Source organism: Bacillus sp. lyk4-R2A-2, from assembly GCF_030209735.1.
Taxonomy (GTDB): Bacteria; Bacillota; Bacilli; order Bacillales; family Bacillaceae; genus Bacillus; species Bacillus pumilus.
On sequence record NZ_JARVRK010000005.1, the window covers coordinates 715,735 to 742,596 of the forward strand.

Annotated in this window: 25 protein-coding genes; 18 read left to right on the forward strand and 7 right to left on the reverse strand. The window is 42.0% G+C overall.

From position 1 onward, the window contains the following. Nucleotides 1-32: 32 nt before the first annotated feature. Nucleotides 33-1,358: an APC family permease gene (locus tag QRN39_RS10675; protein WP_003215735.1), complete on the reverse strand. Its 1,326-nt coding sequence runs from the start codon at nucleotides 1,356-1,358 to the stop codon at nucleotides 33-35. Nucleotides 1,359-1,544: 186 nt separating this feature from the next. Between QRN39_RS10675 and czrA the strand changes: the two genes are divergently transcribed. Continuing rightward, nucleotides 1,545-1,874: a Zn(II)-responsive metalloregulatory transcriptional repressor CzrA gene (gene czrA / locus QRN39_RS10680; RefSeq protein ID WP_007500691.1), complete on the forward strand. Its 330-nt coding sequence runs from the start codon at nucleotides 1,545-1,547 to the stop codon at nucleotides 1,872-1,874. A 34-nt stretch (nucleotides 1,875-1,908) separates the two neighbouring features. Here czrA and QRN39_RS10685 read toward each other — a convergent pair whose 3' ends face one another. Further along, a complete protein-coding gene (locus tag QRN39_RS10685) occupies nucleotides 1,909-2,433 on the reverse strand; it encodes a CcdC protein domain-containing protein (RefSeq protein WP_050943933.1) in 525 nt (174 codons plus the stop codon). A gap of 118 nt (nucleotides 2,434-2,551) precedes the next feature. Between QRN39_RS10685 and QRN39_RS10690 the strand changes: the two genes are divergently transcribed. The 7 genes from QRN39_RS10690 (at nucleotide 2,552) to QRN39_RS10720 (ending at nucleotide 8,567) form a co-directional block, all read left to right on the forward strand. Further along, nucleotides 2,552-3,484, forward strand: coding sequence for a helix-turn-helix transcriptional regulator (locus QRN39_RS10690; RefSeq protein ID WP_284907230.1), 933 nt, complete (start codon nucleotides 2,552-2,554; stop codon nucleotides 3,482-3,484). A 54-nt stretch (nucleotides 3,485-3,538) separates the two neighbouring features. Next, a complete protein-coding gene (locus QRN39_RS10695) occupies nucleotides 3,539-4,012 on the forward strand; it encodes a GyrI-like domain-containing protein (RefSeq protein WP_284907231.1) in 474 nt (157 codons plus the stop codon). A gap of 37 nt (nucleotides 4,013-4,049) precedes the next feature. Next, a complete protein-coding gene (locus QRN39_RS10700) occupies nucleotides 4,050-4,769 on the forward strand; it encodes an MBL fold metallo-hydrolase (RefSeq protein WP_106028815.1) in 720 nt (239 codons plus the stop codon). 3 nt (nucleotides 4,770-4,772) lie between these two features. Then, nucleotides 4,773-5,345 (forward strand): TetR/AcrR family transcriptional regulator, encoded by a 573-nt coding sequence (locus QRN39_RS10705; RefSeq protein ID WP_050943937.1) that lies wholly within the window; start codon nucleotides 4,773-4,775, stop codon nucleotides 5,343-5,345. A 148-nt stretch (nucleotides 5,346-5,493) separates the two neighbouring features. Beyond that, complete coding sequence (locus QRN39_RS10710) at nucleotides 5,494-6,375, forward strand: SRPBCC family protein (protein ID WP_284907232.1); 882 nt, start codon at nucleotides 5,494-5,496, stop codon at nucleotides 6,373-6,375. Next, nucleotides 6,338-6,943 carry a DUF4166 domain-containing protein gene (locus QRN39_RS10715; protein ID WP_284907233.1) on the forward strand — a complete coding sequence of 202 codons (606 nt, stop codon included), beginning with the start codon at nucleotides 6,338-6,340 and terminating at the stop codon, nucleotides 6,941-6,943. Before QRN39_RS10710 ends, QRN39_RS10715 begins: the two co-directional genes overlap by 38 nt. Continuing rightward, a complete protein-coding gene (locus tag QRN39_RS10720; RefSeq protein ID WP_284907235.1) occupies nucleotides 6,936-8,567 on the forward strand; it encodes a YndJ family protein in 1,632 nt (543 codons plus the stop codon). Before QRN39_RS10715 ends, QRN39_RS10720 begins: the two co-directional genes overlap by 8 nt. Here the strand turns inward: QRN39_RS10720 and QRN39_RS10725 are convergent. Beyond that, the gene (locus QRN39_RS10725; protein ID WP_003216048.1) at nucleotides 8,557-9,036 is read right to left on the reverse strand and encodes a site-2 protease family protein; all 480 of its coding nucleotides are present in this window, start codon (nucleotides 9,034-9,036) and stop codon (nucleotides 8,557-8,559) included. The genes QRN39_RS10720 and QRN39_RS10725 overlap by 11 nt on opposite strands. Before the next feature lie 231 nt (nucleotides 9,037-9,267). Here QRN39_RS10725 and csaA point away from each other — a divergent pair, with 231 nt between their 5' ends. From csaA to QRN39_RS10740, 3 genes are all read left to right on the forward strand, one after another. After that, nucleotides 9,268-9,600: a chaperone CsaA gene (csaA, locus tag QRN39_RS10730; protein ID WP_003215734.1), complete on the forward strand. Its 333-nt coding sequence runs from the start codon at nucleotides 9,268-9,270 to the stop codon at nucleotides 9,598-9,600. Nucleotides 9,601-10,113: 513 nt separating this feature from the next. After that, nucleotides 10,114-11,505 carry a glycoside-pentoside-hexuronide (GPH):cation symporter gene (locus tag QRN39_RS10735; protein WP_058014922.1) on the forward strand — a complete coding sequence of 464 codons (1,392 nt, stop codon included), beginning with the start codon at nucleotides 10,114-10,116 and terminating at the stop codon, nucleotides 11,503-11,505. Nucleotides 11,506-11,528: 23 nt separating this feature from the next. Beyond that, a complete protein-coding gene (locus QRN39_RS10740) occupies nucleotides 11,529-13,136 on the forward strand; it encodes a glycoside hydrolase family 43 protein (RefSeq protein WP_284907236.1) in 1,608 nt (535 codons plus the stop codon). 45 nt (nucleotides 13,137-13,181) lie between these two features. Here the strand turns inward: QRN39_RS10740 and xylR are convergent, their stop codons facing one another. Next, nucleotides 13,182-14,342 carry a transcriptional repressor XylR gene (gene xylR / locus QRN39_RS10745; RefSeq protein ID WP_284907238.1) on the reverse strand — a complete coding sequence of 387 codons (1,161 nt, stop codon included), beginning with the start codon at nucleotides 14,340-14,342 and terminating at the stop codon, nucleotides 13,182-13,184. Nucleotides 14,343-14,556: 214 nt separating this feature from the next. Here xylR and xylA point away from each other — a divergent pair, with 214 nt between their 5' ends. From xylA to QRN39_RS10760, 3 genes are all read left to right on the forward strand, one after another. Next, the gene (gene xylA, locus QRN39_RS10750) at nucleotides 14,557-15,894 is read left to right on the forward strand and encodes a xylose isomerase (protein ID WP_284907239.1); all 1,338 of its coding nucleotides are present in this window, start codon (nucleotides 14,557-14,559) and stop codon (nucleotides 15,892-15,894) included. Between the two features lie 35 nt (nucleotides 15,895-15,929). Further along, on the forward strand, nucleotides 15,930-17,429 hold the full coding sequence (xylB, locus tag QRN39_RS10755; RefSeq protein ID WP_284907240.1) for a xylulokinase: 1,500 nt from the start codon (nucleotides 15,930-15,932) through the stop codon (nucleotides 17,427-17,429). An 89-nt stretch (nucleotides 17,430-17,518) separates the two neighbouring features. Continuing rightward, nucleotides 17,519-18,202 (forward strand): glycoside hydrolase family 11 protein, encoded by a 684-nt coding sequence (locus tag QRN39_RS10760; RefSeq protein WP_050943981.1) that lies wholly within the window; start codon nucleotides 17,519-17,521, stop codon nucleotides 18,200-18,202. Between the two features lie 52 nt (nucleotides 18,203-18,254). On the opposite strand, the gene QRN39_RS10765 is transcribed toward QRN39_RS10760, so the two are convergent. Together QRN39_RS10765 and QRN39_RS10770 are read right to left on the reverse strand one after the other, a co-directional pair. Beyond that, complete coding sequence (locus QRN39_RS10765) at nucleotides 18,255-20,291, reverse strand: molybdopterin oxidoreductase family protein (protein ID WP_284907241.1); 2,037 nt, start codon at nucleotides 20,289-20,291, stop codon at nucleotides 18,255-18,257. 130 nt (nucleotides 20,292-20,421) lie between these two features. Then, nucleotides 20,422-21,618, reverse strand: a complete 1,197-nt coding sequence (locus tag QRN39_RS10770; protein WP_284907242.1) for a cytochrome P450 — start codon at nucleotides 21,616-21,618, stop codon at nucleotides 20,422-20,424. 471 nt (nucleotides 21,619-22,089) lie between these two features. Between QRN39_RS10770 and proC the strand changes: the two genes are divergently transcribed. The 3 genes from proC to QRN39_RS10785 are packed head-to-tail and all read left to right on the forward strand — an operon-like array spanning nucleotide 22,090 to nucleotide 25,323. Further along, a complete protein-coding gene (gene proC, locus QRN39_RS10775; protein WP_229200375.1) occupies nucleotides 22,090-22,887 on the forward strand; it encodes a pyrroline-5-carboxylate reductase in 798 nt (265 codons plus the stop codon). Between the two features lie 30 nt (nucleotides 22,888-22,917). Further along, on the forward strand, nucleotides 22,918-24,036 hold the full coding sequence (gene proB, locus QRN39_RS10780; protein WP_284907243.1) for a glutamate 5-kinase: 1,119 nt from the start codon (nucleotides 22,918-22,920) through the stop codon (nucleotides 24,034-24,036). 18 nt (nucleotides 24,037-24,054) lie between these two features. Next, entirely contained in the window at nucleotides 24,055-25,323 is a 1,269-nt protein-coding gene (locus tag QRN39_RS10785; protein WP_284907244.1) for a glutamate-5-semialdehyde dehydrogenase, read from the forward strand. 61 nt (nucleotides 25,324-25,384) lie between these two features. Here the strand turns inward: QRN39_RS10785 and QRN39_RS10790 are convergent, their stop codons facing one another. After that, nucleotides 25,385-25,951 carry a GNAT family N-acetyltransferase gene (locus tag QRN39_RS10790; RefSeq protein WP_253622510.1) on the reverse strand — a complete coding sequence of 189 codons (567 nt, stop codon included), beginning with the start codon at nucleotides 25,949-25,951 and terminating at the stop codon, nucleotides 25,385-25,387. 86 nt (nucleotides 25,952-26,037) lie between these two features. Here QRN39_RS10790 and QRN39_RS10795 point away from each other — a divergent pair, with 86 nt between their 5' ends. Continuing rightward, nucleotides 26,038-26,859, forward strand: coding sequence for a MerR family transcriptional regulator (locus QRN39_RS10795; protein WP_003216074.1), 822 nt, complete (start codon nucleotides 26,038-26,040; stop codon nucleotides 26,857-26,859). Nucleotides 26,860-26,862: the final 3 nt, after the last annotated feature.

Genomic DNA, 26,862 nt, shown 5'->3' on the forward strand with positions numbered 1-26,862 from the left:
CCTGCACAAGATACCAAGTGAAAACCTTATAATCAATCGTACCCAAATGTAAATTCGGGTCTTGTTTTCAGTCTGTAGCAGAAATAAACAAAACCGATAATCAGCCAAAGCAAACCAATGATTAATGCATTTGTACTGATGTTCGTTAACAGCCATATACAAAAGGCCGTCCCGCACAGAGGAATCACTGCGTATCTCAATGTATTGAGTACACCTCTTTGTTTTTGTCTAATGAAATAGTACGCAAAAACAGATAAGTTCACTAATGTGAATCCAATCAACGCGCCGAAGCTGATAAAGGAATAAATGACTTCAAGTTCGCCAACGACTGCGGTTAAGGAGAAAGCACCAATTAATAAAATATTAAAAACAGGCGTTTTTAATCTCGGATGTATATATCCGAAGAAGCGCTTCGGTAACGACTCATCTCTACCCATTGCATATAATAGCCTTGCTGCACTTGCATGTGACGATAAGGAAGAAGAGATAACAGCGACCATTGTGCCAGCTAAAAAGAACGAGTGGAGAAAGGCGCCGCCCACAAAATCCGCAATTTCAAGTGAGGCCGCATCGGGATGCTTGAACTGCTGAAAATTTGGAAATACTTGCTGCAAAAAATAAGACGTCAAGGTAAACAGTACGCCTCCAATGGCGACGGTTAAGAAGATGGCAAGTGGGATCGTCTTTTTTGGCTTAATGGTTTCCTCAGACAGGGTCGAAATCGCATCAAATCCTAGAAACGAAAAACATAAAATGGTTGCTCCTGAAAAAATAAGCGCTGGATCTAAGCTCGCCGAATAAAAAGGCCGGGCGGACAATAATTCCCCGCTGCCTGCGTTTTGCGTGAGCCCATACATAATAAACCCAACAAAAGTGACGGCGACAATGACCTGAAAGGTCACAAATAGTGCCGTGATGTTGGCTGTAAGCCGGATACCGATTACATTGACAGTCGTTATGGCGATAGCAAGTATGGTGATCCAAATGTAATGAGGTACATCAGGAAAGGCTGCGGTTAAATAAGCACTTCCAATCGCAAAATTCACCATAGGCAAAAATAAATAATCCAGTAAAAGTGTCCAGCCTACAAGAAAGCCAACATGAGGATGAATACTTTTTTGCGCGTATGTATAAGCAGATCCTGCTTTTGGAAAAGCCTTCACCATATTCCCATAGCTAAGCGCTGTCAATAGTAATGCAAGTAACGTAAATATATAAGCTGTAGCGACGTGTCCTTTCGTCAGCTGAGCCACAATGCCGTATGAATCAAATACGACAAGTGGATCCATATAAGCAAGCCCGATCACAACAAGTGGGAAGACAGTCAGGCTGCGTTTTAGTCTTGGCTCTTCAGTCAATTTGCCTATCAGCTCCTCTAAAAAAATGAATAAATAATGCTCATTTTAAAAAGAATGCTACCAAGTGTCAATGCTATTTGAGTAAATCTTTTTTCTAAAGTGTGCTCTCTTTGCATGCCGGACGTTTTGGTATATGATGATACATAGAATAAGTCGTGATTTGACGGACAAGAAAGGTGAAGCAAAATGAAGGAAGAACTGAATACAAATCAAGAACAGGAACGGATGGAGCTGGATGAAGAAAGTCTATTTCTTGTCTCCCAAACCTTTAAAGCTTTATCTGATCCGACACGTATTCGAATTCTGCACCTGCTGTCTCAAGGTGAACACTCGGTAAATGATATAGCAGAAACACTGAATCTCATGCAATCAACCGTTTCTCATCAGCTGCGCTTTTTAAAAAACCTTCGTCTCGTGAAATCTAGACGAGCAGGGACCTCGATTTTTTACAGCCCTGAAGATCAGCATGTGATGGAAGTGCTTGAACAGATGATTCACCATGCACAGCACGATTGATAAAAAACCTTCCTACTTTCATATAGGAAGGTTTTTATGCATGATGCACATGTGTCGATCGTTTATTTGCTTTCATCATGTGAAAAGAAAAAACAACATAGTAAGCAGCTAAAAGAAAAAAGCTGAGCATGGTCATCGCATCATCGCTCACGATGTGCTGATACAGTTCAACGACACTGATTTTGGTCATCGAATGGTTTGTGAGCTCAACCAGCTTAAAACTAAGCCTGGATAAAAACAAACACAAAATGAAGCTTTCAATCCATTTACTCGTTTTCATATACAGCCGGCCATTTTCTTCTTTCATACGAATCGTCTGATAGGCATGAACAGCTAGGCTGCTTCCAAAAAGCATACCAATAGCGGCATAGATGAGGATATTATGATTTTGCCATCCTTCTGATAGGAGAATAAGGGCTGAAAGACCAAAGAGATACATTCTCATCAAAAGCCTGATGGGGCGTACAAGCTGAAAGCGTCTCATTCGATTCATTCGAATCATGATGCAGATCAACATAATGCTCCCAATCATGAACAATTGCCACACGTTATGTGTCATGATGCAACCTCCTCCTGCACGTGCAGGGATGTAAACGAATGCTGGCTGTTACTTATCTTTACCATTCTTTCTTTTTTTATCAAAACAAAACCTACATTTATGAAAAAGAGGAAAAGTCATGAAAATCGACCGCATTTTATCTACTGTGATGCTGCTCATTAGCAAGAAGCAAGTACAGGCGAAAGATCTTGCTGAACTTCACGAAGTGAGCACGAGGACCATTTATCGTGACATTGATACCATCAATCAAGCGGGAATCCCTGTTGTCACAACCCAAGGAGCAGGTGGAGGCATTTCACTTATTGAGGATTATCGTTTAGAGAAAAAATTATTTACCGATGATGACATCGAGGTCATTTTAACAGCCCTCGAAAGCATGACGAGTGCCTATTCCTTTAAAGAAAGCGAACATGTACTGAAAAAAATCAAATCGCTTATTCCCACGCATACGTGTGAAAACGAAAAGCAGCATCATGTCTTCATTGATTTAAGCTCCTGGGGAAAAGACAGCCAGGCAGAAAAGAAGCTCCAGCTCATTCATACAGCTGCGTCAGCGCACCAATACATTCAGTTTACTTACCGCAATGCGAAAGGTGAAACACTTCCACGCAAAGTGGAGCCTTATACGCTCGTTTTAAAAGGGAGGCATTGGTATTTGTATGCGTTCTGTTGTGTAAAAAAAGCTTTTCGTCTGTTCAAGCTAACTAGAATGACGGGTCTTGTCACCATTTCAGGGTATTTTCAACCGAAAAGAATCAAAAACGAAGAAAAGCCTTGGAATGATTCTTGGCAAGAACAACCGTCGGTCAGCTCTGTCACGCTCAGGTTAACGGAAGCATCAGTGGGGAAAGTGAAGGAGTGGGTAGATGAGAACGAATTGAATGTTTGTTCAGACGGCACTTACCTTGCCACCATTACCGTACCTCTTGATGATTGGTTAAATAGTTTCCTATTCCATTTAGGTCCAGATGTTGACATTCTTTCCCCGAAGCATGTCAAAGAAGCGTTTGACATTCAGTTGAAACAATTTCTCAAACGAATAGAAACTTGACACAATGTTGTCAGGTTTCTTTTTATATGATAGAAAAAAAGGAGATGAGAATGTATGTACGATATCGTGACATTAGAGAAACAATGGATGAAAGGGTTGTCTGTTCGAACAACAAACGAAATGGAGCAAACAAAAGAGCGGAAGATTGCTCCACTCTGGCAACAATTTTTTGCGCAGCAGCTTCACGGAGGGCAAGCGCCCGTCATAGGATTATATTCAGATTATGAAAAAGATGAGCATGGCTCTTATTTATTTACTGCTGGGCAATTCGTGGATCAGCAGGTAGAACATGTCATAGAGATTCCTTCATCGACCTACGCAAAATTCCGAACGAGAAAGGGACCTATTGAAGAGGTTGTGTTGGAGACATGGCAGCAGATTTGGGCGTGGGATGAGCGCCAATACCGCACATATACAGGCGACTTTGAATGGTATGATGAAAGATCTATAGATCCAAAAGAAGCGCAAATTGATATTTATATTGCGGTTGATGAAGAAATGCTTGCTAAAACTAATATCATTAGTTAATATAAAACTAACAACATTAGTTTTAGGAGGACATATGATGAGATTGACAACTTTTGATCGCCTGCACCAGCTCACATTGATGCCGCGTCTATTTCCGGTAAATTGCTATGTATTTGAGGAAGAAAATGGACTGATATTAATTGATGCTGCTTTAAAAATGGCAGCAAGCTCGATCATTGAATTTGCGCACAAAAAAGACAAGCCAATCGACAAGATTATTCTCACTCATAGTCATATGGATCATATCGGTGCACTAGATGAAGTGAAAAAGGCTTTTCCAGAGGCAGTCGTTTATTTATCAAAACGCGATGCCCTCCTTTTTGAAGGTGATTTTTCCTTGCTTCCTGGTGAACCTCAGCAAAAAATTAAAGGCAGTTTTTCAAAAGACATTCACACAAAACCAGATGTGCTTGTCGAAGAAGGGGACGAGATTGGGTCACTTAAAGTCATCGCAACACCAGGACATACACCTGGAAGCATTTCTTTATACGATGAAAGGTCAGGGATTGTCATTGCAGGAGATGCACTTGTGACAAAAGGCGGTTTATTCGTAACGGGTGAGTTTCGCTTGACCTTCCCGTTCCCGGCTTTTGCCACTTGGGATGCAGAAACAGCACTCAAAAGTGCCGAAAAATTGCTGGCACTTCCCTTATCTTGTCTTGCAGTAGGACATGGTGATCTTATCATGGAACCTCATGCCAAGCTTCAAGCTGCCATAACAAAAAGGCAGCATCAGTTAAAGAAAGGGGAGCAGTAAACCGTGTCTCCAAGAATGGGTATCACGCAAGAAAAAATCATCGATACAGCAGCCGCATTTGTTGATGAAGAGGGCTTTTCTGCATTGACCATTGCTACATTGTCTAAAAAGCTGAACATCAGACCACCTTCTCTTTATAATCATGTATCTGGTCTTCTTGAAATTCAGGCGGCACTCGCAGAAAAAGGGCTGTCCATGCTACGTGAAGAAGGTATACACGTAACAGAGGGATTGGATAAAGAAGAAGCTGTGTTAGCCTTTGCCAAACAGTATGTTGAATTTGTCCGCGAACATCCAGGCCTTTATGAAGCGGCCTTTTCACATATGGAGGAGAAAAAAGTAAGAAGTGAGGCAGAGCGCCTTGTTGAATTTGTCCAATCCATCATGGCCCGTTTTGGTGTCAAAGAAGAAGAGATGACACATGTGGTCAGAGGACTAAGAAGCTTATTGCACGGCTTCGGTGATATTTCAAATAAAAATGGATTTCAACGAAAAGAACAGCTTGAAGACAGTGTGAGCTATGCGGTCAAGCTTTATATCTCAGGTGTGTTGCAAAAAGAAGATCTGTCTCATTGACAGGTCTTTTTTTGGTAGTGAACCGATATGTTAAAGAGGCGACCATCTTAAACCAATTTTTTGACAAAAAAAGAATAAACATTTGACAGTTTTGTGAAACATGGTATGCTTGTTATGTGAAATAATTCACATAGAGGAGTAGAGGCAGATGAAAAGAAAGCCTGTTTATGTGGAAACAACCATTCATGCACCGATAGAGAAAGTATGGGAATATACGCAAAATCCAAAGCTTCATGAACAATGGGATTTTCGCTTTTCAACCATTTCATTAAATGAACCTCAAAATGAACAGCCCCAATCCTTTTTGTATGAAAAGCATCTAGGGTTTGGTTTAAGTGTAACAGGGACAGGAGCTTATCGAACAAGAATGATGGATGAACGGAATGAGCGGGCATCCTCACTTCATTTCAAATCGTCACACCCATTGTCTTTTATCAAAGAAGGCAGCGGCTACTGGAAGTATATGAAAACAAGCGACCACATTGTGTTTCAAACTCAATTTGATTACAAAACGAAAGAAGGAAAAGGATGGACATGGGCAGACCGGATTCTTTTTCGCCCAATGATCGGGTTTATGACAGCCTTTAGTTTTGGGGCATTAAAGACGTGGCTTGAAAAGGGAACACATCCCCGTTTGCTGCTAGAGAGAACACTTGCTCATTACGGGATTTGTTTGCTGTTTGCCATCGTCTGGCTATGCCAAGCGGTCATTCCTTTTTCACATTCGGCTTTTGATCATAGCACGAGTTTCCGATTGTTTTATGCGCTTTTAGGCGTATCATGGCTAATTCCCAAGCTATCAAAGAAATATCTATTCATTTTTCAAAGTATGTTTCTTCTCATCATGCTTTGTATAGGGGTCCTATCCCCGCAAACGACGCTTCATGAGCCGCTTGTGATGAGTGCATTTTTCATTTTGTCGATTGCAGGTATGATCAATCTAAAAGATTGTGTAGATGTATTTTCCATCAAACGAAAAAGGGGAGGTAGACATGGTCGTTCATCGTCATCAAGTAAAGGATTACGATAAGCTGCATCCAAAGCTAAAAGAGAGATACAACCGCGCGTTTTCTGCTGAAGGCACCATGGAGGAAATAGGCGGTGGGTCAAGACTCATTCGGTTGATCTTCAGAATGGGTCCACTGTTTCGTTGTTTTTTCCCCGAGAGAGGGAGAAACATTCCTTTTCAAATAGTCAACGAGCCCTTTGTGACAAATAAGGGGGAGGAAGGGATGCACTGGTATCGAACGTTTTATTTCCCAAAGAAGGAGCGGCACTTTGATGCAGATATGATCATTGATCAGAAGAGTCATACAGTACTAGACTACTTTGGAAAGCCTAGACTTCTTGTGTCAGAGCTTCATTTTACAGTAACAAAGCATGGTTTCTTACACATCCAATCCGGCCGGCAGAAGTTTTTGATATTCGGCAGGGAATGGCCGCTGCCTTCATGGCTTTATGGTGTGTCAGATGTAACGGAAGGCTACGATGAACATGCAGGTGAATATACCATTGATGTCCACGTGAAAAATCGCCTGTTTGGTACTCTTTTTACATATAAAGGCCGTTTTACAGAAAGGGTGTCTCATGATGAATAAGTGGCATTTGACATCCAGTCTGATCTTCATGGCTTGTTTTATCGCCACCCGTTTCATGACAGGCCGGGTAGCAGAATTTTTTGTTCTCATGGCAATTCTATTTTTTGTTCCCTCTGCCTTACACTTTTTTGAGAAAGAAGGGAAGAAACACAAGCCAGAGAGGCTGATCGGCTTTTTAATGAAAGCCTTTCCACTAGCGGCTCTTTGTGCAACCACTGCTTTTATCTATCATTCCGCTTGGTTTGCATCGGGATGGCTTTTATATACAATCTTATTGGCGTTATTTGGCTTTTGTCGTTTGCTGAAAAGAGGAATCTTTCCACTTCATGAGCTGATGATTGATGGCGCATGGATGTATCTCGCTTTAGGCGGTCTGTGGTTTTGGCTGTACACAGCAGATATACAGGTGATGACATTTTCGCCGATCATTGTTCTTTTGACCGCTATTCATTTTCATTACTCGGCTTTTTTTATCCCGCTTTTTTATGGATTTTTAGGAAGGCAGCGAACAAAAGAGACAGCTTTATACAAAGCGGCAGGCTGGGTGATTTTGCTGTCGCCTGTGATGATAGCTGTTGGGATTAGCTTTTCCCGTCTATTTGATACGTTCAGCGTCATTCTTTATGTGATGGCCCTCTACATATATGGTATCCTTTGTATGAAAACAAGATTTCGGTCGACTTTGGCAAAAGGACTTGTTGTGTTTTCTAGCTTAGTTTTAATGGGGACGATCGTGTTATCACTTCTTTATTCCGCTGGTATGCTGATGCGTGTGACCTACATCAGCATGGATCAGATGATTTGGTTTCATGGCAGTATCAATGCTTTTTTTGTGATTTTGCCGGGGTTGATTGGCTGGCTGATTGAAGGGCCGAAGGATCAATTAAAGCAGAAGAACTTTCCGATTTCCAAAGTGTATGGCCGGTTTCAACTGATCTCTTTTCAAGAGGAAAGCGTGCATAACCATGAGAAGCTGGGTTTAGTCGATTCGCTTGATGAATTAAATGGAACGACGTTTTCAGCTGATAGGGTGTCACCTGTGATTCGCAGATTTTATGAAGACCCTATGGCTTTTACATTAAAAGCAGCCGTCAGCTTTCATTGGTGGGTAAGGCCGTTTGTTTTTTTACTTCAGCCAGTGTTTAAGAAAATAGGTCAGCTTTATTTGGGGTTATCTCGTCATCCATATGAGATGCAGGGATGTCTGACTAGATTTCAACATCCGAAGGAAGAAAGGGAAAATGTTCGGGCTTGGATACGTCACAATGTAAAAGGAGAGCAAGTCTTTTTTGCACTTTATGCTCTTCATTACGATGCAGCTTCGGGTTATATGAATATTGCGCTGCCACTTCCGTATTCACAGCTGACAGCTATTTTAAAGCCTTTTAATGAGAAAGGAGATTTTCTATTAAAAAGCGCATGTCCAAAAGGCAGTACCGGTGACGAAGGATTGTATTTGCATACGCCTTTTATCACCATGAAACTGCCAATGGAAGAAAGCTTTCATATGAAGCCGGAGACAGATCAAAGTCTCACAGCGGTACATCAAATGAAGCTGTTCGGTATTCCTTTTTTAACGATTCATTATCATATTGACAGTGAAAGTCATCATGCTAGTCAATGATGTCGCATGGTTCACCGTGCCGAATGATGTTCACAATCGCTTGCCCATCACTCGGATGATGATCTGCATACTGGACTGGCAGCAGTGCAAAAAATACATAGTAGACTGAGAAGTAAGCAAATTGATAGAAAAATTGGTGCTCTGGCAGGAAATCATTGGCGATCATTGTGTTCAGTATGAGAACACTGAGCAGGTTGCATAATGAACCGCCTAAGTAGACAAGAATGTGCGACAATCGGTTGTTTTTCCTCATTTCTTCATAGTGGCAAAATGCATCTAGAAAATAGATTCGTCTAATTTCAACGACGCCTACTTTCAACACTTTTTTCCCTCTGCCAAGCGCAAAGGAAACCTTTGCTCCAAACATCCACGCGACCACAATATGGCCAAGCTGATGCAGGATGGCAACGATAGGAAGAATGACAAAAAACGACCAGCAAAACGTCCACATATCCGATAATGTAAACAAGTGTGAACCCTCCCCAATATATTCGGGAGGAAGCAGTAGGATTATTTGCCATTTTACTGAATTCATTTTCAGGATGCAAACATTTAATACACGACAATAAATTTATTATGTAAACTATAAAGGTGATTTTAACGCTGTATAGGCTTTTTGAACCTCCTCTATGACAAAATGAATGTGCTACAATGAATAATCAATAGATTACGTTACCTTTTATGAAGAGGAGAGAGTCAGATGGCAGATATTGAACAGTTTTTGGCGTTAGATATTCGCGTTGGGACGATCATAGAAGCAGAATTTTTTGCAGAGGCAAGAGTGCCTGCATTGAAGCTCAAGATTGATTTTGGTGAAGAAATTGGTGTAAAACAATCTAGTGCTCAGCTGACAAAGCGTTATACAGCGGAAAATCTTACCGGCAAACAAATCGTAGCGGTCGTTAATTTCCCGCCAAGAAGAATTGCAGGGTTCAAATCAGAAGTGCTTGTCTTAGGAGGCATGCCGTCAAAAGAAGACGTGGTGTTGTTAGCGACAGATGAACCGGTTGAGAATGGAACAAAAATAGGGTAAGAAAAAAGACATCTTCCTAAGAAGATGTCTTTTGCGTATTGAGGCGGAATAACCACACGCCACATTCGTGTGTGTCTCAAAGAGACATGTTACCCGACTTACACAATTCAGCTCATCGCTTGATTAATATAGCATGGGATGAGCTTGAATGCAACCTTTAAATGAATTCTTTCAGATTTTCTTGTCATTTCACAAGATGAATGACAAGAAATCGATTATTTGGATTATTTTTTCAAAATATATTGAAAAGTCAGATCAGATTTTATAAAATGAATTCATCTTAGTTTGTTTGGTCAATAAACTAAGATGAATTTCAAGTATTGATCCCTATATTGAAGGAGATGATTCTGTCATTCGACTGTTTTGCTGCGCATTTGGGCTAAGCTGAAAGGAAGAGATGTTCAGCTACATTTTTATAACAAATTGAAAGCGCTTTATATTCCCTGTATTGATTGCTGCTGCCCTCCGTCATCTGTTCGTTAGAAGAGGCTAAGTGAAGAAGGGAGAAAGCTCATGGTTAGTGAGAATTTAAAGAAGATTCGTATGTCTGAAAAAGTGGGATATGCTTCAGGGGATTTCGCATGTAATTTGATTTACGCTACTGTTTCTACGTATCTATTATTTTTCTATACAGATGTGTACGGTTTATCAGCGGCAGCAGCAGGGACGATGTTTTTGGTTGTTCGCGCCATCGATGCGCTTGCAGATCCATTTATTGGTGCATTGGTAGACCGGACGAACAGCCGTTTTGGTAGATTCAGACCTTATTTGTTATTCGGTGCGTTTCCTTTTGTCGTACTTGCCATTCTTTGCTTTACAACACCTGATTTTTCCGAAATGGGTAAACTCATTTATGCCTACATCACGTATGTTGGTTTATCGCTTACATACACATTCATCAACGTTCCTTATGGTGCTTTAACTTCCGCAATGACAAGAAATAACCAAGAGGTTGTCAGTATTACGTCCGTTCGTATGGTGTTTGCCAATCTAGGTGGTCTAGTTGTTGCTTTTTTTGTTCCTTTTCTTGCGACCTTTTTAAGTGATACGACAGGAAATACAGCACTTGGCTGGCAGATGACGATGGCTTTTCTCGGCGTTCTTGGCGGCGCATTACTGATTTTCTGTTTTAAAAGCACGAATGAACGTGTCACGCTTCAAAAGCCAGAGGAAAAGATTAAATTCAGTGATATCTTTGTCCAATTACGAGTGAATCGCCCGCTTGTTGTATTAAGCATTTTCTTTATTATTATTTTTGGTGTGAACTCGATCAGCAACTCTGTTGGGATCTATTATGTGACGTATAACCTTGGCAGAGAAGATTTAGTGAAATGGTACGGACTCATTGGCAGTCTGCCAGCTTTAATGGTGCTGCCATTTATTCCGAAGCTGCACAAGCTGTTAGGAAAGAAAAAGCTGCTTAATTATTCTTTATCGCTGAATATCGTAGGTCTTCTTGCCCTACTTGTGATACCGCCGAGTCAAATCACTTTAATACTGATTTTCAGGCTTGTTGCTGCTGCGGGGAGTATTACAGCGGGTGCTTACATGTGGGCGCTCATTCCTGAGACTGTTGAATACGGCGAATATAAAACTGGAAAAAGGATGGGCGGACTGATCTACGCAGTCATTGGATTTTTCTTTAAATTTGGGATGGCATTAGGCGGGATTGTTCCGGGGCTTGTACTCGATCGATTTGGCTATGTTGCAAACCAAATACAGACGCCAGAAGCATTGCTTGGCATTTTAATCACGGTAACAGTGATTCCTGTATGCTTACTGATTTTAGCGATGATTGATATTAATTTTTATAACCTAGATGAAGAAGAGCACCAAAAAGTCGTGAGGGAGCTTGAGAATAGGGATCAAGTATATATCGATCATATGGATGATTTTAAAATGTAGGTCGTGAAAGAGGAGGAAGTTGAATGAAAATCACCAATCCAGTACTCAAAGGATTTAACCCGGACCCAAGTATTTGCCGTGTAGGAGAAGATTATTACATGGCGGTCTCTACATTTGAATGGTTTCCAGGGGTACAAATTTATCATTCGAAGGATCTCGTCCATTGGCGGCTTGCTGCGCGTCCTTTGCAAAAAACGTCGCAGCTGGACATGAAAGGAAATCCTGATTCTGGCGGAGTATGGGCACCGTGCCTAAGCTATGCAGATGGTCAGTTTTGGCTCATTTATTCAGATATCAAAGTAGTGGATGGTCCATTTAAAGATGGTCATAATTATTTGGTGACGGCAAGTGAAGTTGATGGTGATTGGAGTGAGCCGGTTAAGCTTAATAGCTCTGGCTTTGATCCCTCTTTATTTCATGACCAAAGCGGGAAGAAATACGTCTTAAATATGCTGTGGGATCATAGAGAAAAGCACCATTCCTTTGCGGGTATTGCCCTGCAGGAATATAGCGTGACGGAAAAGAAACTCATTGGTCAGCGGAAGGTCATTTTTAAAGGCACACCGATTAAATTGACAGAAGCACCGCATCTTTATCACATCGGTGATTACTATTATTTATTAACAGCAGAAGGAGGCACTAGGTACGAGCATGCGGCAACAATTGCCCGTTCCCGGCAGATTGAAGGGCCTTATGAGGTTCATCCTGATAACCCAATTTTAAGTGCTTTTCACTCACCTGAACATCCGCTTCAAAAATGCGGTCATGCTTCCATTGTTCAAACGCACACAAATGAGTGGTATCTCGCTCATCTGACTGGCCGCCCTATTCAATCAAGCAAGGAATCTATTTTTCAGCAAAGAGGGTGGTGTCCTTTAGGAAGAGAAACAGCGATTCAAAAGCTTGAATGGAAGAATGGCTGGCCGTATGTAGTGGGCGGAAAAGAAGGAGCGCTGGAGGTTGAAGCGCCAGCGATCAACGAAAAGGTTTTTGCTCCTACCTACCATACAGTCGATGAGTTTAAAGAATCAACGTTAAATAGACACTTTCAAACATTAAGAATTCCTTTTACTGAACAGATCGGTTCATTAACGGAAAAACCTCAGCATTTAAGGTTATATGGTCACGAATCTCTAACATCTAAGTTTACTCAAGCCTTTGTTGCAAGGCGCTGGCAAAGCTTTTATTTTGAAGCAGAGACAGCTGTGTTGTTCTATCCAGAGAATTTTCAGCAAGCTGCTGGTCTTGTGAATTATTACAATACGGAAAATTGGACAGCGCTTCAGGTGACATATGACGAGGAACTTGGCCGCATTCTTGAATTATCTGCCTGTCAAAACCTTTCCTTTTCTCAGCCATTGGCACAAAAAATCGTCATTTCAGAGGAGGTCACCTATGTGTATTTAAAAGTGACCGTTCAGAAAGAAACATATACCTATTCTTATTCATTTGATCAAAAAGACTGGAAGGAAATTGATGTGATATTTGAATCTAGCCACCTATCTGATGACTTCATTCGAGGAGGAGGATTTTTTACAGGGGCATTTGTCGGCATGCAGTGCCAGGATACAAGCGGCGAGCGTCTTCCTGCTGATTTCAACTATTTCCGTTATGAGGAAACAGATAAATAAAAAAAGACAACACGGTAAGAGCTGTCTTTTTTATCTATGAATCTGTCATGGTGAGAGGGTGGCATCTTGCAGGAAAGCTTCAATGACGAGAGATGTCATCCCTAATACTGGTGCGTTGTGTCCTAATGACGATGGAAGCAGCTCGACATGTGAACTGAATTGAGTATCCATCCTGGAGGAGACCTCCTCTTGAATCACACGTAGAACCGTTGGCTGCGCTTCAATCACCTTGTTTCGTAAAATAATCGCTTGCGGGTTAAAGGTATTGAGGACGTTTGTGAGACCAACCCCAAGGTAAAAGCCAAAGTTGCGCAGGGCATTGAGGGTTTTCATGTCATTTAACGTCGCCAGCTTTTCCAATTCTTGATGAGAGATGGGCTGATCATTTGTTTGAAGGGACTGAAACAAGGCTTTCTCAGATGCATACAGCTCCCAGCAACCACGATTTCCGCAGCTGCATGTTGGTCCATTAAAGTCGATGGTCATATGTCCCATTTCACCAGAAAAGCCATATGAACCTCTGTATAAATGATGATTGATAATGATCCCGATTCCAATGCCGGTGCCGATGCTGGCATAGATCAAATGATCATAATGTTTAGCGGCACCAAAGATTTTTTCACCATATGCACCGGCATTTGCTTCATTTTCAATGAAGACGGGTACTTGGAATGCGTCTTGGAGCGTTGTTTTCATGTCAACATTTTTCCATTTAGAATGCGGCGTAAACACGATTTGTTGATCGGCATCCACTAGCCCGGGTATACATAGGCCAATACCTATGAGCCCATATGGGGAAGAGGGGATTTGGGCCTTCAACTGCTGTATTAATTCAGTTAATATGCGTATGGTCACATCAGGAGCGCTTGATGGGAGCTTGATCTGTTCTTCTTGAAGGATGGACCCTTCAAGGTCGGTTAAAATGCCATTGACATAATCAACGCCGACATCAATCCCGATGGAGCAGCCAGCACGTTTATTAAACATCAGTAAAACCGGTCTTCTCCCGCCGCTAGACTCACCTTGACCGATCTCATAGACGAGTTGCTCTTTCATTAATGTACTCACTTGAGAGGAAACAGTCGATTTATTTAACCCAGTGCGTTCAGATAATTTAGCTCTAGAAATTGGTGCATGCTGGAGAATTTCTTTTAATAATAGCTTTTGATTTATTTTTTTCACAAAGTTCTGATCAGCGATATCCATGTTATCCACTCCATTTGTTTCGTCTTTAGATTAAGTGAAGAAAAAAGCTGCTTTTCTACGCATGTAATCTGTAAGAAGGATGATTTTAACTTTATTATAACGAAAATATTTCTAAAAAACTAAAAAATATGGAAAATTCAAAGTGAATTGATCATCAATTGAACATTAGTTTGTTGAATCAACTTACAAAGTATATTCATAGGAGGAATAAAAGATGGCCAACTCAAATATGAAAACGTTACACAGCTTAGAAGGAATCGGAAAAATACAATTTGAAGGAAAACAATCAAAAAATCCACTCGCTTTTAAACACTATGATCCAAGTGAAATGATTGGCGGAAAAACAATGAAAGATCACCTGCGCTTCTCAGTCGCTTATTGGCATACATTGACTGCTGATGGAACAGACATGTTTGGAACTGGTACGATGCAGAGAGCCTGGGACTCCTATAGCGGAATGGATTTAGCAAAAGCTAGATTGGAAGTAGCCTTTCAACTGTTTGATCTATTGGATGTTCCGTATTTTTCCTTCCATGACCGTGACATTGCACCGGAGGGAGATACGCTTCAAGAGACGAATCAGCAATTAGACATCATTTTAGAAAGAATGAAAGAATACATGCGGGATAGCGGAGTCAAGCTGCTGTGGAATACAGCCAATATGTTCAAGCATCCTAGATTTGTACACGGCGCAGCAACATCTTGTCATGCAGACGTCTTTGCCTATGCAGCCGCACAGGTGAAAAAAGGCATCGAAACAGCTAAAGAACTTGGCGCAGAAAATTACGTTTTCTGGGGAGGACGAGAAGGGTACGATACTCTGCTGAATACAGATATGAAAAGAGAGCTTGATCACATGGCGTCATTTTTGCATATGGCTGTTGATTATGCAAAGGAAATTGGGTACACTGGCCAATTTTTAATTGAGCCTAAGCCAAAGGAGCCAACCACTCATCAATACGATGCAGATGCAGCGACATCTATTGCCTTTTTAAAGCAATACGGACTAGATTCACATTTTAAATTGAACATCGAGGCCAATCATGCGACGCTTGCTGGTCATACGTTTGAGCATGAATTACGCGTCTCAAGAATACATGGATTGCTCGGTTCTGTGGATGCGAACCAAGGGAATACGCTGCTTGGCTGGGACACGGATGAATTTCCAACCGATTTATATGCCACAACTCTTGCCATGTATGAAATTCTGCAAAATGGCGGACTTGGAACTGGCGGTCTCAATTTTGATGCAAAAGTGAGAAGAGCTTCTTTTGAGCTTGAAGATATTTTGTATGCCCATATTGCGGGAATGGATGCATTCGCAAAAGGACTTCGGGTGGCTCATAGACTCATAGAAGATCGTGTGTTTGAAGATGTGATCAAGCACCGATATCGCAGTTTTTCTGAAGGGATTGGCCGTGACATTTCAGAAGGAAAGGCAAACTTTCATACATTAGAAGAGTATGCGCTCAAGCACCCTTTAATCAAAAACGAATCGGGAAGAGAGGAACAGTTGAAAGCCCGGTTAAATCAATACTTGTTAGAAGATTGATTGAAGAAGCGGACCTGTTTTGAAGGAGTGAAGACATGAAGTATGTGATGGGAATTGATCTTGGAACGAGCGGAGTCAAAGCCATATTAGTAGATGAGAATGGAAAGGTGTGCGGCGAGGCCACTAAGCCTTACCGCCTCATTCAAGATAAACCTGGATATTGTGAACAGAACCCAGAGGAATGGGTTGAGCAAACAGTGGCTGCGATGAAAGAACTGATGGCAAGGCAGCCTGTCCTTTCAAAGAAAGTAGAGGGCATCAGCTTCTCTGGACAGATGCATGGTCTGGTTCTTTTAAATGAATCCCGCGAGGTGCTCCGCCCTGCAATTTTATGGAATGATACACGAACGACAGCGCAATGTACACATATTACAAAAAAACTGGGGGAACGGCTCCAACAGATCACGAAAAATCAAGCGCTTGAAGGATTCACACTGCCAAAATTATTATGGGTAAAGGAGCATGAACCAGAAATTGATCAACAAATCGACATGTTTTTACTCCCAAAAGATTATGTCAGATTTCGATTAACAGGTTCTGTTCATATCGATTATTCTGATGCGGCTGGCACCTTGTTATTAAATATTGGAGAGCAAGCGTGGAGTGAAGAAATTTGTCAGGCATTTGATATTCCTCCTCATATTTGTCCGCCACTGATCTCATCAGAGGAAGAGGTTGGTACACTATTTCCGCACATTGCACGTGAGACGGGGATCGAAGAGGGTGCAAAAGTCTTTGCTGGCGGGGCAGACAATGCTTGCGGAGCAATTGGTGCTGGTATTTTATCCTCTGGCCGCACGTTATGCAGTATTGGCACATCTGGGGTCATTCTCTCTTACGAAGAGGATCATGAAAGAGAGCTTCAAGGAAACCTGCATTTGTTCCATCATGCAAAAAAAGACGCTTTCTACACAATGGGTGTGACCCTTTCAGCAGGATATAGCCTTAACTGGATAAAACATTTACTGGCTCCAGAGGAATCGTTCCAATCACTTTTAGAGGGTGCGGTTTATGTCGCGCCAGGAGCAAATGGATTGCTCTTCACGCCATATTTAGTCGGGGAAAGAACACCTCATGCGGATGCTATCATTCGTGGAAGCTTGATTGGATTAGACAGCCGGCATGAAAGGGCACATGTCGTTAGGGCTGTGCTAGAAGGGATTACTTTCTCGTTAAATGAATCGATCGCTTTATTCAGGCAAGCTGGGAAACACATAGATTCAATTGTTTCCATTGGAGGCGGTGCGAGAAGCCGGACATGGCTTCAAATGCAAGCAGACATTTTTCAGGCAGAGGTCATCCAGTTAGACAATGAACAAGGGCCTGCTTTAGGAGCAGCTATACTGGCCGCCGTTGGCTGCGGTTGGTATCCGTCGCTTGAAGCATGTGCAAATCAGTTTATTCATCAAGCTGCTGTCTATGAGCCAGAGCAGCAGCTTGCAAGTATATATGATGATCTGTTTCATCTGTATCAAAAGGTCTATACACAAACAAGAGATATCCATGCTGGGTTAGAACAATACCGTTCCGTCTAGCAAAAAGGGTGACATGAAAGGAGGTGATGAGCTCGCTTCATCTTAGAGAAGGCAGAACAATTTTAATGAAAAAAGGAGAGGGATTGAAAATGAACTTGAAAAGATTGAGGCTATTGTTTGTGATGTGTATTGGATTTGTGCTGACACTGACGGCTGTACCAGCTCATGCGGAAACGATTTATGACAATAGAATAGGCAATCACAGCGGGTACGATTTTGAATTATGGAAGGATTACGGAAATACCGCAATGACACTCAATAACGGCGGGGCATTTAGCGCGCAATGGAACAATATCGGAAATGCTTTGTTTCGAAAAGGGAAGAAGTTTGATTCCACTAAAACTCATCATCAACTTGGCAACATCTCCATCAATTACAACGCAGCCTTTAACCCAGGCGGGAATTCCTACTTATGTGTCTATGGCTGGACACAATCTCCATTAGCTGAATACTACATTGTTGAGTCATGGGGCACCTATCGCCCAACAGGAACGTATAAAGGATCATTTTATGCCGATGGAGGCACATATGACATTTATGAAACGCTACGTGTCAATCAGCCTTCTATTATTGGAGACGCTACCTTTAAGCAATATTGGAGTGTACGTCAAACAAAACGTACGAGCGGTACTGTATCCGTCAGTGAGCATTTCAGAAAATGGGAAAGCCTAGGTATGCCAATGGGGAAAATGTATGAAACAGCATTAACTGTAGAAGGCTACCGAAGCAACGGAAGTGCGAATGTAATGACCAACCAGCTGATTATTCGATAAAACCAAATGAAAAAAGCCAGCAGTTTTTTGCTGGCTTTTCTTCTGTCTATGATCATTTTTCAACTTCCACTCTGCCCGAAAAGAACGTCGCACCGCCGCCCATATCTGCCAGCCGATCAGGTGTTAGCCCGTTAACTAGATGCTTTTTGCCTTTTTGATCTGCCCATAATCCTTGGCTGACCACAACACCAGGTAATACATTGTGACCGACTGACACGACAAGCTCGCATTCTCCTCGGTCATTGAGCACACGCACCATGTCACCATCTTCAATTTTTCTTGCCTTTGCATCTTGTTCATTCATGTGAAGCTTCGGGAACTTCTCAAGCTTTTGATGCTTTTCATGAAGTGAGAAGGTCGAGTTAAGAAAATTATGATTCGGTCCCGGTATAAAGGTAAGCGGATATTCGCTTTCCTGATAAAGGGGCACGTAGGTAGGAAGCGCCGGATATCCGTCTTTTTTCATTTGTTCAGAATAAAGCTCAATTTTGCCGCTCGGGGTAGAGAGCTTTAAGTCTTGGAAAGGTCCTCGTTTTGCTTTGATCCATTTCTTTTCTTTTAATGCCTCGTATGAAATGTCCTCATAATGCGGATTTTCTGGATGATGAAGGGCTTGTTCCATGAGTTCCGCATCTGTCTCGCGGAAGGCTTCATCTTCAAAGCCCATCGCATGGGCTAACAAGCGAAACACTTCTGTATTGGATTTGCTTTCTCCATAGCGTTCAATCACTGGCTCTTGAATTTGAATATAATGGTGCCAGTATGATGTATAGAAATCCTCATTTTCAAAGGCGGATGTGGCCGGCAGGACAATATCTGCATACTTAGCTGTCTCTGTTAGAAATAGGTCGTGAACGACTGTAAATAAGTCATCTCTCAGCAAACCTTCTCTTACTTTATTCGCTTCAGGCGTCACAACAGCTGGGTTGCACGAGTAGACAAAGAGTGAATCAATGGAAGGCGCTGCATTCGTCAGCACACTGCCTAGCTGATTCATATTAAATGATCTTGGCGTGCGTTCCTTTAATAAATCTGGCCGCTGAAGAGCTGTTTCATTATAGCTGAGAAAAGAAGAGTTTGATTTCATCGCACCGCCGCCCTTGTGGAGCCACTGACCAGTCAGGGCAGGGAGGCAGGAAATGGTTCGAATACTCATTCCGCCATTATCATGGTGCTGCAAACCATTGCCAATGCGAATGAGAGACGGCGATGTTTCTGCGTACATTCTTGCAAGTGTAAGGATGTCCTCTTTAGAAACCCCCGTGATGCCCTCAACAGTGTCTGGATCATACTGCTTCACATGCTCACGCAGCTCCTTATGACCGGTTGTATAAAATTCTAAAAAGGCTTCATCTGTTAGTCCTTCTTTAAAAAGAACATGCATGATGCCAAGGGCAAGGGCACTGTCAGTACCAGGTCGAAGCGGAATGAACCAATCTGCCATCCGTCCGGTTTGGTTCTTGTGTACATCAATCACGACAATCTTTGCTCCTTGCTTTCGCGCTTTTTGTGCGAGGGTGATTTGGTGCATATTGGTCGACACGGCATTGATCCCCCAAAAGATGAATAGTTTCGTATGAATGGTCTCTTCTGGATCTGTCCCAATGCTTGCACCCATTGTATATTTATAGCCAGTCGTTCCTGCTGACTGACAGATGGTCCGGTCTAATTGACTTGAACCAAGACGATAGAAAAAGCGGCGGTCCATGCCTTCTGCATTTAGATTGCCCATATTCCCATAAAAGCTGTAAGGCAGAATACTTTCTGGACCTTTTTCTTCAATCAGTTTTGTCCATTTTTGCCGAATGGTTTCAATGGCTTCTTCCCACGTAATCGGAGCAAATTGTCCATCGCCTTTGCGGCCAACACGCTTCAAAGGAGTGGTCAGTCGCTTTTCATCATATAAACGGGCTGTGACATTCCGCACCTTGTTGCATATGTTGCCTTGGGTGACGGGGTGGTCTGGATCTCCCTGCACTTTTACGATCTTTCCATTTTCTTTATGTATCAAAAGACCGCACTGATCTGGGCAATCTAACGAACAAACTGATTTGAATATTCCGTCTTTCATTGCTGTATAATCGGTCATGAATTTTTGGCTCCTTTTCTGAAATCCGTTATCACTTTATATGGACTTTATTTTAGCATGTTCGGAGGTGGAAGGTAAGAAAGAGATGATGAATTGAAGAAAATGAAAAAAAGCCCCTCAAAAGGGACTTTTAAAAACGGGTGACCTGTACAGGAAATTCTTTTACCCCAAAAACAAATGTGCTTTGAATGGGTTTTAGCTGATCTGCCGCACAGGTGATGTCTTGAAACGTCTGGAGTAAAATCTCAAGTGCAATGTTGCTCTCAAGGCGGGCAAGCGGTGCACCGAGACAAAAATGAATGCCAAAGCCAAAGCTCATATGCGGGTTTGATTTCCGGTCAAGACGGAACGTATCCGGATCGTCAAATTTCTGTTCATCACGATTTGCTGAAGCAACCCAGCTAATGAGATAGTCTCCTTTTTTAATTTTCGAGCCTGCAATCTCAACATCCTCGGCCGCGATTCGCCCAATGGCTTGAACAGGCGGGTAATAGCGTAGTGTTTCCTCGGTCAATTGAGGAATAAGAGAGGGGTCTTGCCGTACTGCTTCGGCGATATGCGGCTGCTCTGTTAGCAGTCTTACTGCATTAGTAATCAAATTGGTCGTTGTCTCATTACCAGCAACAAGTAATAGAATGCAAAAACCAAGTAGTTCATTCTCGGTTAAACGCTCACCATCGATTTCTGCTTGAATAAGAAGTGAGATCAGGTCATCAGCAGGGGATTCTTTTCGTTTTTGGATCAAGTGAGCAAAATAAGCGGACAGCTCTTCCTCTGCGCGTTTCTGCATATCGACTACTGCTTGAATGGCTTCTTTTGATTCATCCTTAGCACCTGCTACTAGGGCATCAGAATGTTTCTTAATGAACGCTCTATCCTTTACCTCTGCGCCGAGAAGCTCAGCAATGATCATGACAGGCAGGGGAGCTGCTAGATCTTCCACGATATCAAACGTACGCTGATCCTTGACTTGTTGCAGCAGGTCATGTGTCAGGTCTTTAATGTTATCTTCTAATTGTTTAATCGCTTTTGGCGTGAATGCTTTATTGACGAGTGCTCTCATTTTTGTATGCTTTGGCGGGTCCATCGTTAAAATACTCGTTTTCGTTGTGCTTCTTCCTCGCTGAGATGAGAACACTTTTGGCTGCTTCAGAACAGACTGGATATCCGCATATCGAAAGAGATCCCAGCACTTTCTTGTTTCATCATATCTAATATCACTCTGCGCACGTAGCTCATTGTAAATAGGGAACGGGAAAAGAAGGTCATCGGTCGAACGGATTTCTTTCATTGGAATGACATTGATATAGTTTTCTTTCACTTTCATTATGAACGCTCCTTTTTCACTTAGTTTCCCTTTCACGGTATCACCCGTAAAATATCATTTCAACGGACATGTTTTCTAAAAAATGTCAATAGTCTGTTCGAAAGATTCAAGCACATTCATCGTATAGGAAAATAGAAAGTCATTAAAAATGATAGCGCTTTCTAAAAAATAGAATTGAAGTCACCGAAACCAAAAATAAAATGGGGAATTCAGTCGAACGAAAGGGTACTATGATGCAAATAAGAATAGTACTTTTGATCTAAAATGTTGTTTTGCAAAAGCGCAGTCAGTATACATACAGCAAGCGGTTGAACGCGTATTCGGGACTTTTGAAAAGCGCTGGCTCTTTCTTGACACGATTTCTCATCATGTTACGATAACTAACGTGCGAAAAACACGAACAAAAAGCGAACAAGGGAGAGGATCAATATCATTGATCAAAAGAAAGTTGCTTTCATTGGAGCAGGTTCTATGGCGGAAGGAATGATTGCCGGGATTGTGCGATCAGGACAAATGCCGCTAGGCCAAATTTACGCAACAAACAGACAAAATCAAATTCGATTGAATGAACTAACGACACGTTACGGAATACAAACAGCCACAATGGATTCTTTTCCTTTTGAAGAAATGGATATGTTGATCCTGGCCATGAAGCCAAAGGATGCTGAAACAGCACTTGAATCGTTAAAACCTCATATTCGGAGAGACCAACTGATCATGTCTGTCCTTGCAGGCGTGAAGCAATCGTATATTGAAGATATGCTGCATGAAGGACAGCCCGTGATGAGGGTCATGCCGAATACGTCAAGTACGATCGGGGCTTCAGCGACCGCTTTATGTGCTGGACGTTATGTGAAAGACGACCATATCAGCATGAGTCAGGCTCTTTTATCTGAAATGGGCGAAGTGTATACCATTCAGGAAGAGCAAATGGATATTTTCACTGGAATTGCCGGAAGCGGGCCAGCCTATTTTTATTTCTTAATGGAAAGAATCGAAGAAGCAGGAGAAGAAGCAGGTTTATCTAAGGAATTGTCTCGCCAAATTGGCGCGCAGACACTTCTCGGTGCTGCGAAAATGCTGCAAGAAACAGAGGAGGACCCTTCTACTCTGAGAGAGAAAATTACGTCGCCAAATGGAACAACAGCTGCAGGACTGAATGCATTAGATGATTTTGGCGGAGGAGAAGCAATCAAGCAGGCCGTCAAACATGCTGCCAATCGATCAAAAGAGATCAGCAAACAGCAAAAACAAAAAGTATCTATATAATAAATAGAGCCCAGGTACAGGAGTGATAAGGTGTACGCAGATAAAGAGAGAAAACGAATTGTTGTAAAAATCGGAAGCAGCTCTCTTACTAGCTTTCAAGGAGAGATTAGTTTAAAAAAAATAGAAAACCTCGTCAATCAAATTGTGAAACTCAAAGATGAAGGACACGAAGTCATTTTGGTTTCATCTGGTGCGGTTGCAGCTGGTTACCGAAAACTAGGATTTATCGATAGACCGAAAACACTGCCGGAAAAACAGGCATCTGCCTCAATTGGGCAAGGCCTTTTAATGGAATCATATTCTACGTTATTTTTATCACACGGTTATATTGCCTCACAGCTTTTAATCACAAGAAGTGATTTTTCAGATGAAACGCGCTATCAAAATGTGCGCAACACGATGAATGTGTTATTAGATCGAGGCATCATTCCGATTATCAATGAAAATGATACAGTGACGATTAACCGCTTGAAGTTCGGAGATAACGATACATTGTCTGCAAAAGTAGCTGGACTCATTGATGCGGATTTCCTTGCCATTTTATCTGATATTGATGGCTTGTATGAAGAGAACCCGCATACAAATCCGAATGCGAAAAGAATTCTTGAAGTCACAGACATCACAGAAGACATCGAAGCAGCAGCTGGAGATGCAGGCAGCAGTGTGGGCACAGGCGGAATGAAATCGAAGCTCGATGCGTTTAAAATTTCAATGGCAGCTGGCATTAACGGCTTTTTAGGCAAAGCGGATACGCCTCACATTTTAGACAAAGCCATTAATGGAACAGAGGACGGCACTTATTTTACCGCGGATGAAAATTTAGCACCGCTGAATTACAAGAAGCAGTGGATTGCCTTTCATTCTGGACCAAAAGGCGAGATTGTTGTTCAAAAGAAATCGCAGGAACACCTCATGCATAGGGAGAAATGCCTTGATTCGGGTGGCATTGTCAATGTAAAGGGTTCGTTTAAAAAAGGCGATGTCGTCCGCATTTTAGATCAAGATGGAAGAGAAATCGGGCTTGGTATTGTGAATTATCCATCTGACGAACTTGCACTGAGCAGTGACTCGTTGCAGGATGAAGTGGTTCATGTCGTCGATCTTGAAGCTTTTGTTTGTCATTTAGATTTATCGATACCAGTTTGCTAACCAAAAGGGAGGAATTCCATGACACTGACAGCTGAAGTTGTCACATCGGTCAAAGAAAAAGCAAAAAAAGCAAAGCACGTTTCAAAAAAACTAGGTTTACTTCATACAGAGGATAAAAACGAGGCACTGCTGAAACTAGCAGAAGCGTTAGAACAAAATAGCACGTTCATCTTGCAAGAGAATCAAAAGGATATAGATGCCGGGAAGGAAAAGGGCTTTTCAGAGGCACTCTTGGATCGTTTAATGTTAAATGAAGAAAGAATTCATGAGTTTGCCGAAAGCTTGCGGCTTGTGACGAGATTAACAGATCCTGTTGGAGAAATATTGGATGAATGGACTCTTGAGAACGGCTTGCATGTGAAAAGCCGAAGAGTACCGCTCGGCGTGATCGGGATGATCTATGAAGCGAGACCGAACGTCACTGTCGATGCAGCAGGGCTTGCCCTTAAGGCAGGCAACGCAGTGATTTTAAAAGGCGGTTCCTCCGCTATTTCTTCCAACAAAGCCATTGTGAATGTTATTCATGAAGCATTAGATCAAACAAAGATTCCGCGTGATGCGGTGCAATTGATAGAACAAACAGACCGTTCATCGGTTCAAGCGATGCTTCATCTAAAAGAATGGATCGATGTCTTAATTCCGCGAGGCGGAGCTTCTTTAATTAAAACCGTGGTTGAACAATCTACCATTCCTGTCCTTGAAACAGGAACAGGAAACTGTCATGTCTTTATTGATCAAACAGCCAATGTGAAAAAAGCCATTGAGATTGTCATCAATGCAAAAACGAATCGTCCGGCTGTATGTAATGCACTTGAGACGCTAATCATCCATCGCGATTGGCTGAAAGAAAATGCGGCATCGTTGAATGAAGCTCTGCTAGAGCACCATGTCACCGTACATGGCGACGAGGCTGCACTGCCTCATTTTTCAAACGCCATTCCTGCTGAGGAAGTGGACTGGACAGATGAGTATTTAAGTCTTGATCTTGCAGTAAAGGTAGTCGATTCCATTGAGGAAGCGATCCACCATATTGAAGAGTACGGTACAAAACATTCAGAAGCCATCGTGACAGAGGATGAAGAGCAGGCACTTAAGTTTTTAAACGAAATCGATGCGGCGGCGGTTTATCATAACGCATCTACCCGTTTTACAGACGGAGGTGCACTTGGATATGGGGCTGAAATTGGCATCTCTACACAAAAACTGCACGCCAGAGGGCCAATGGGACTTCCAGCACTCACGACAACGAAGCTGCTTCTGTCGGGTAACGGTCAGATTAGAAGCTAGAAGAGATATAAAAAACACTACCTTTTTTCATGGGGTAGTGTTTTTTTGATGCAGATATTTATTAGCTAGAGCAGGTTTTCTTCATCACTTTCTCAAATTTAAAAAATTCAAATTCTTCAGGTGCTGAAGGCTTAGTTTCTTGATCAGCTGCATGAGGTGCGTTCGGATCTGGATGTTTCATATGATAAAATTCCACAATTTGAAAGCCGCACTTATTGACATAGAAATGAATGTTGCGTTTTTCAAAATACGGGGTCACAACCTCCCAAACAATCGTTTCTGGATATTGCGCCTCGATGGCTTTCCATGCTGCCTGACCAATGCCTTTTCCGTGTGAGGATGAAGAGATGTATAATAAGTCAACTGAGTTGTGGTGGGTCTCTTGGTTGATTTTAATGACAACGCCGCCTGCTTTTTCGTCATTTAGCATAATATGGTAAACGATGTGTTCATTCGAATGAAAAGATTCATCAATCACTTCACCTGGAGGAATCGGTCCATCATGCGCATCGCCAAATGCGTCGATCACACCAGCTGTAAAAGCTTTCTGTAGCTCATTTTTCATAAAAGGGAAGTCCTCTTTTTTTGCAAGTTCTAATGCCACTTCATGTTGAGTGATGTTGTTCATGTTTTTATCCTTTCCAAGCGTAGTGGTGTTCTGCATGTTATCATAAAGGGTGGAGTAACTCCATAGTCAAGAGGGGAGCCTTAGTTATGATAAATGATGTGCAAAAAACATTTTTTACTGGAGAATTTGCCAAGCTATTTGATGTAAAGAAAGACACCTTGTTTTATTACGATAAAATTGATTTATTTAAGCCAGCTGGTGTTCATGAAAATGGGTACCGATACTATACACTTGAGCAATTTGATCATTTTATAGCGATTCAATCCCTTCGAGCTGTGCAATTTCCGATAAAAGAGTTAAAGCAATATTTCACTGAGCCTTCCCGAGAAAGGCTCCAAAGCCTAGCAGCTGAACAAATAGAAAAGGTCAAACAAGAGATTGAAAAACTTCAAGATATCCAGTCTTTTCTTATGCGGGTCATGGAGACGACGCAGGAACTATCATCTGTCAAAATGGGGGAGGTCTTGTTTCAAGAGCTGCCAGAAGAACCAGTTGTATTAAGTGCACCGAACCCGATTGACATGAATACATCCGTAGAAGAAATATCTCGTATTGTTGGACATTTTCTAAAGGAAATTGGCATAAAAGGGGCTGCGGCAAATGGGGCTGTCTTAAAAAAGGAGCAGTTCCTTCAGCGTCACTATCATCAGTCAGATCAGCTGTTTTGCCGAATGGAAGCGCCGGAAGCAGTTAAAAAACCTGCGGGCCTTTATGCGGTGATGTATGATCAAGGATCATACGAGGAGATTGATTCTGCTTATTCGCGCTTGTTAGATGAAATTGAAAAAGAGGACATGATGCTAGATGGAGATGTATTTGAGGAGTATTTGCTTCATTCACTCATGTCTAAAGATGAAGCAGAGTATATAACGAAACTCAGTGTAAAAGTGAAAAAGCGAGCTGATTAACAA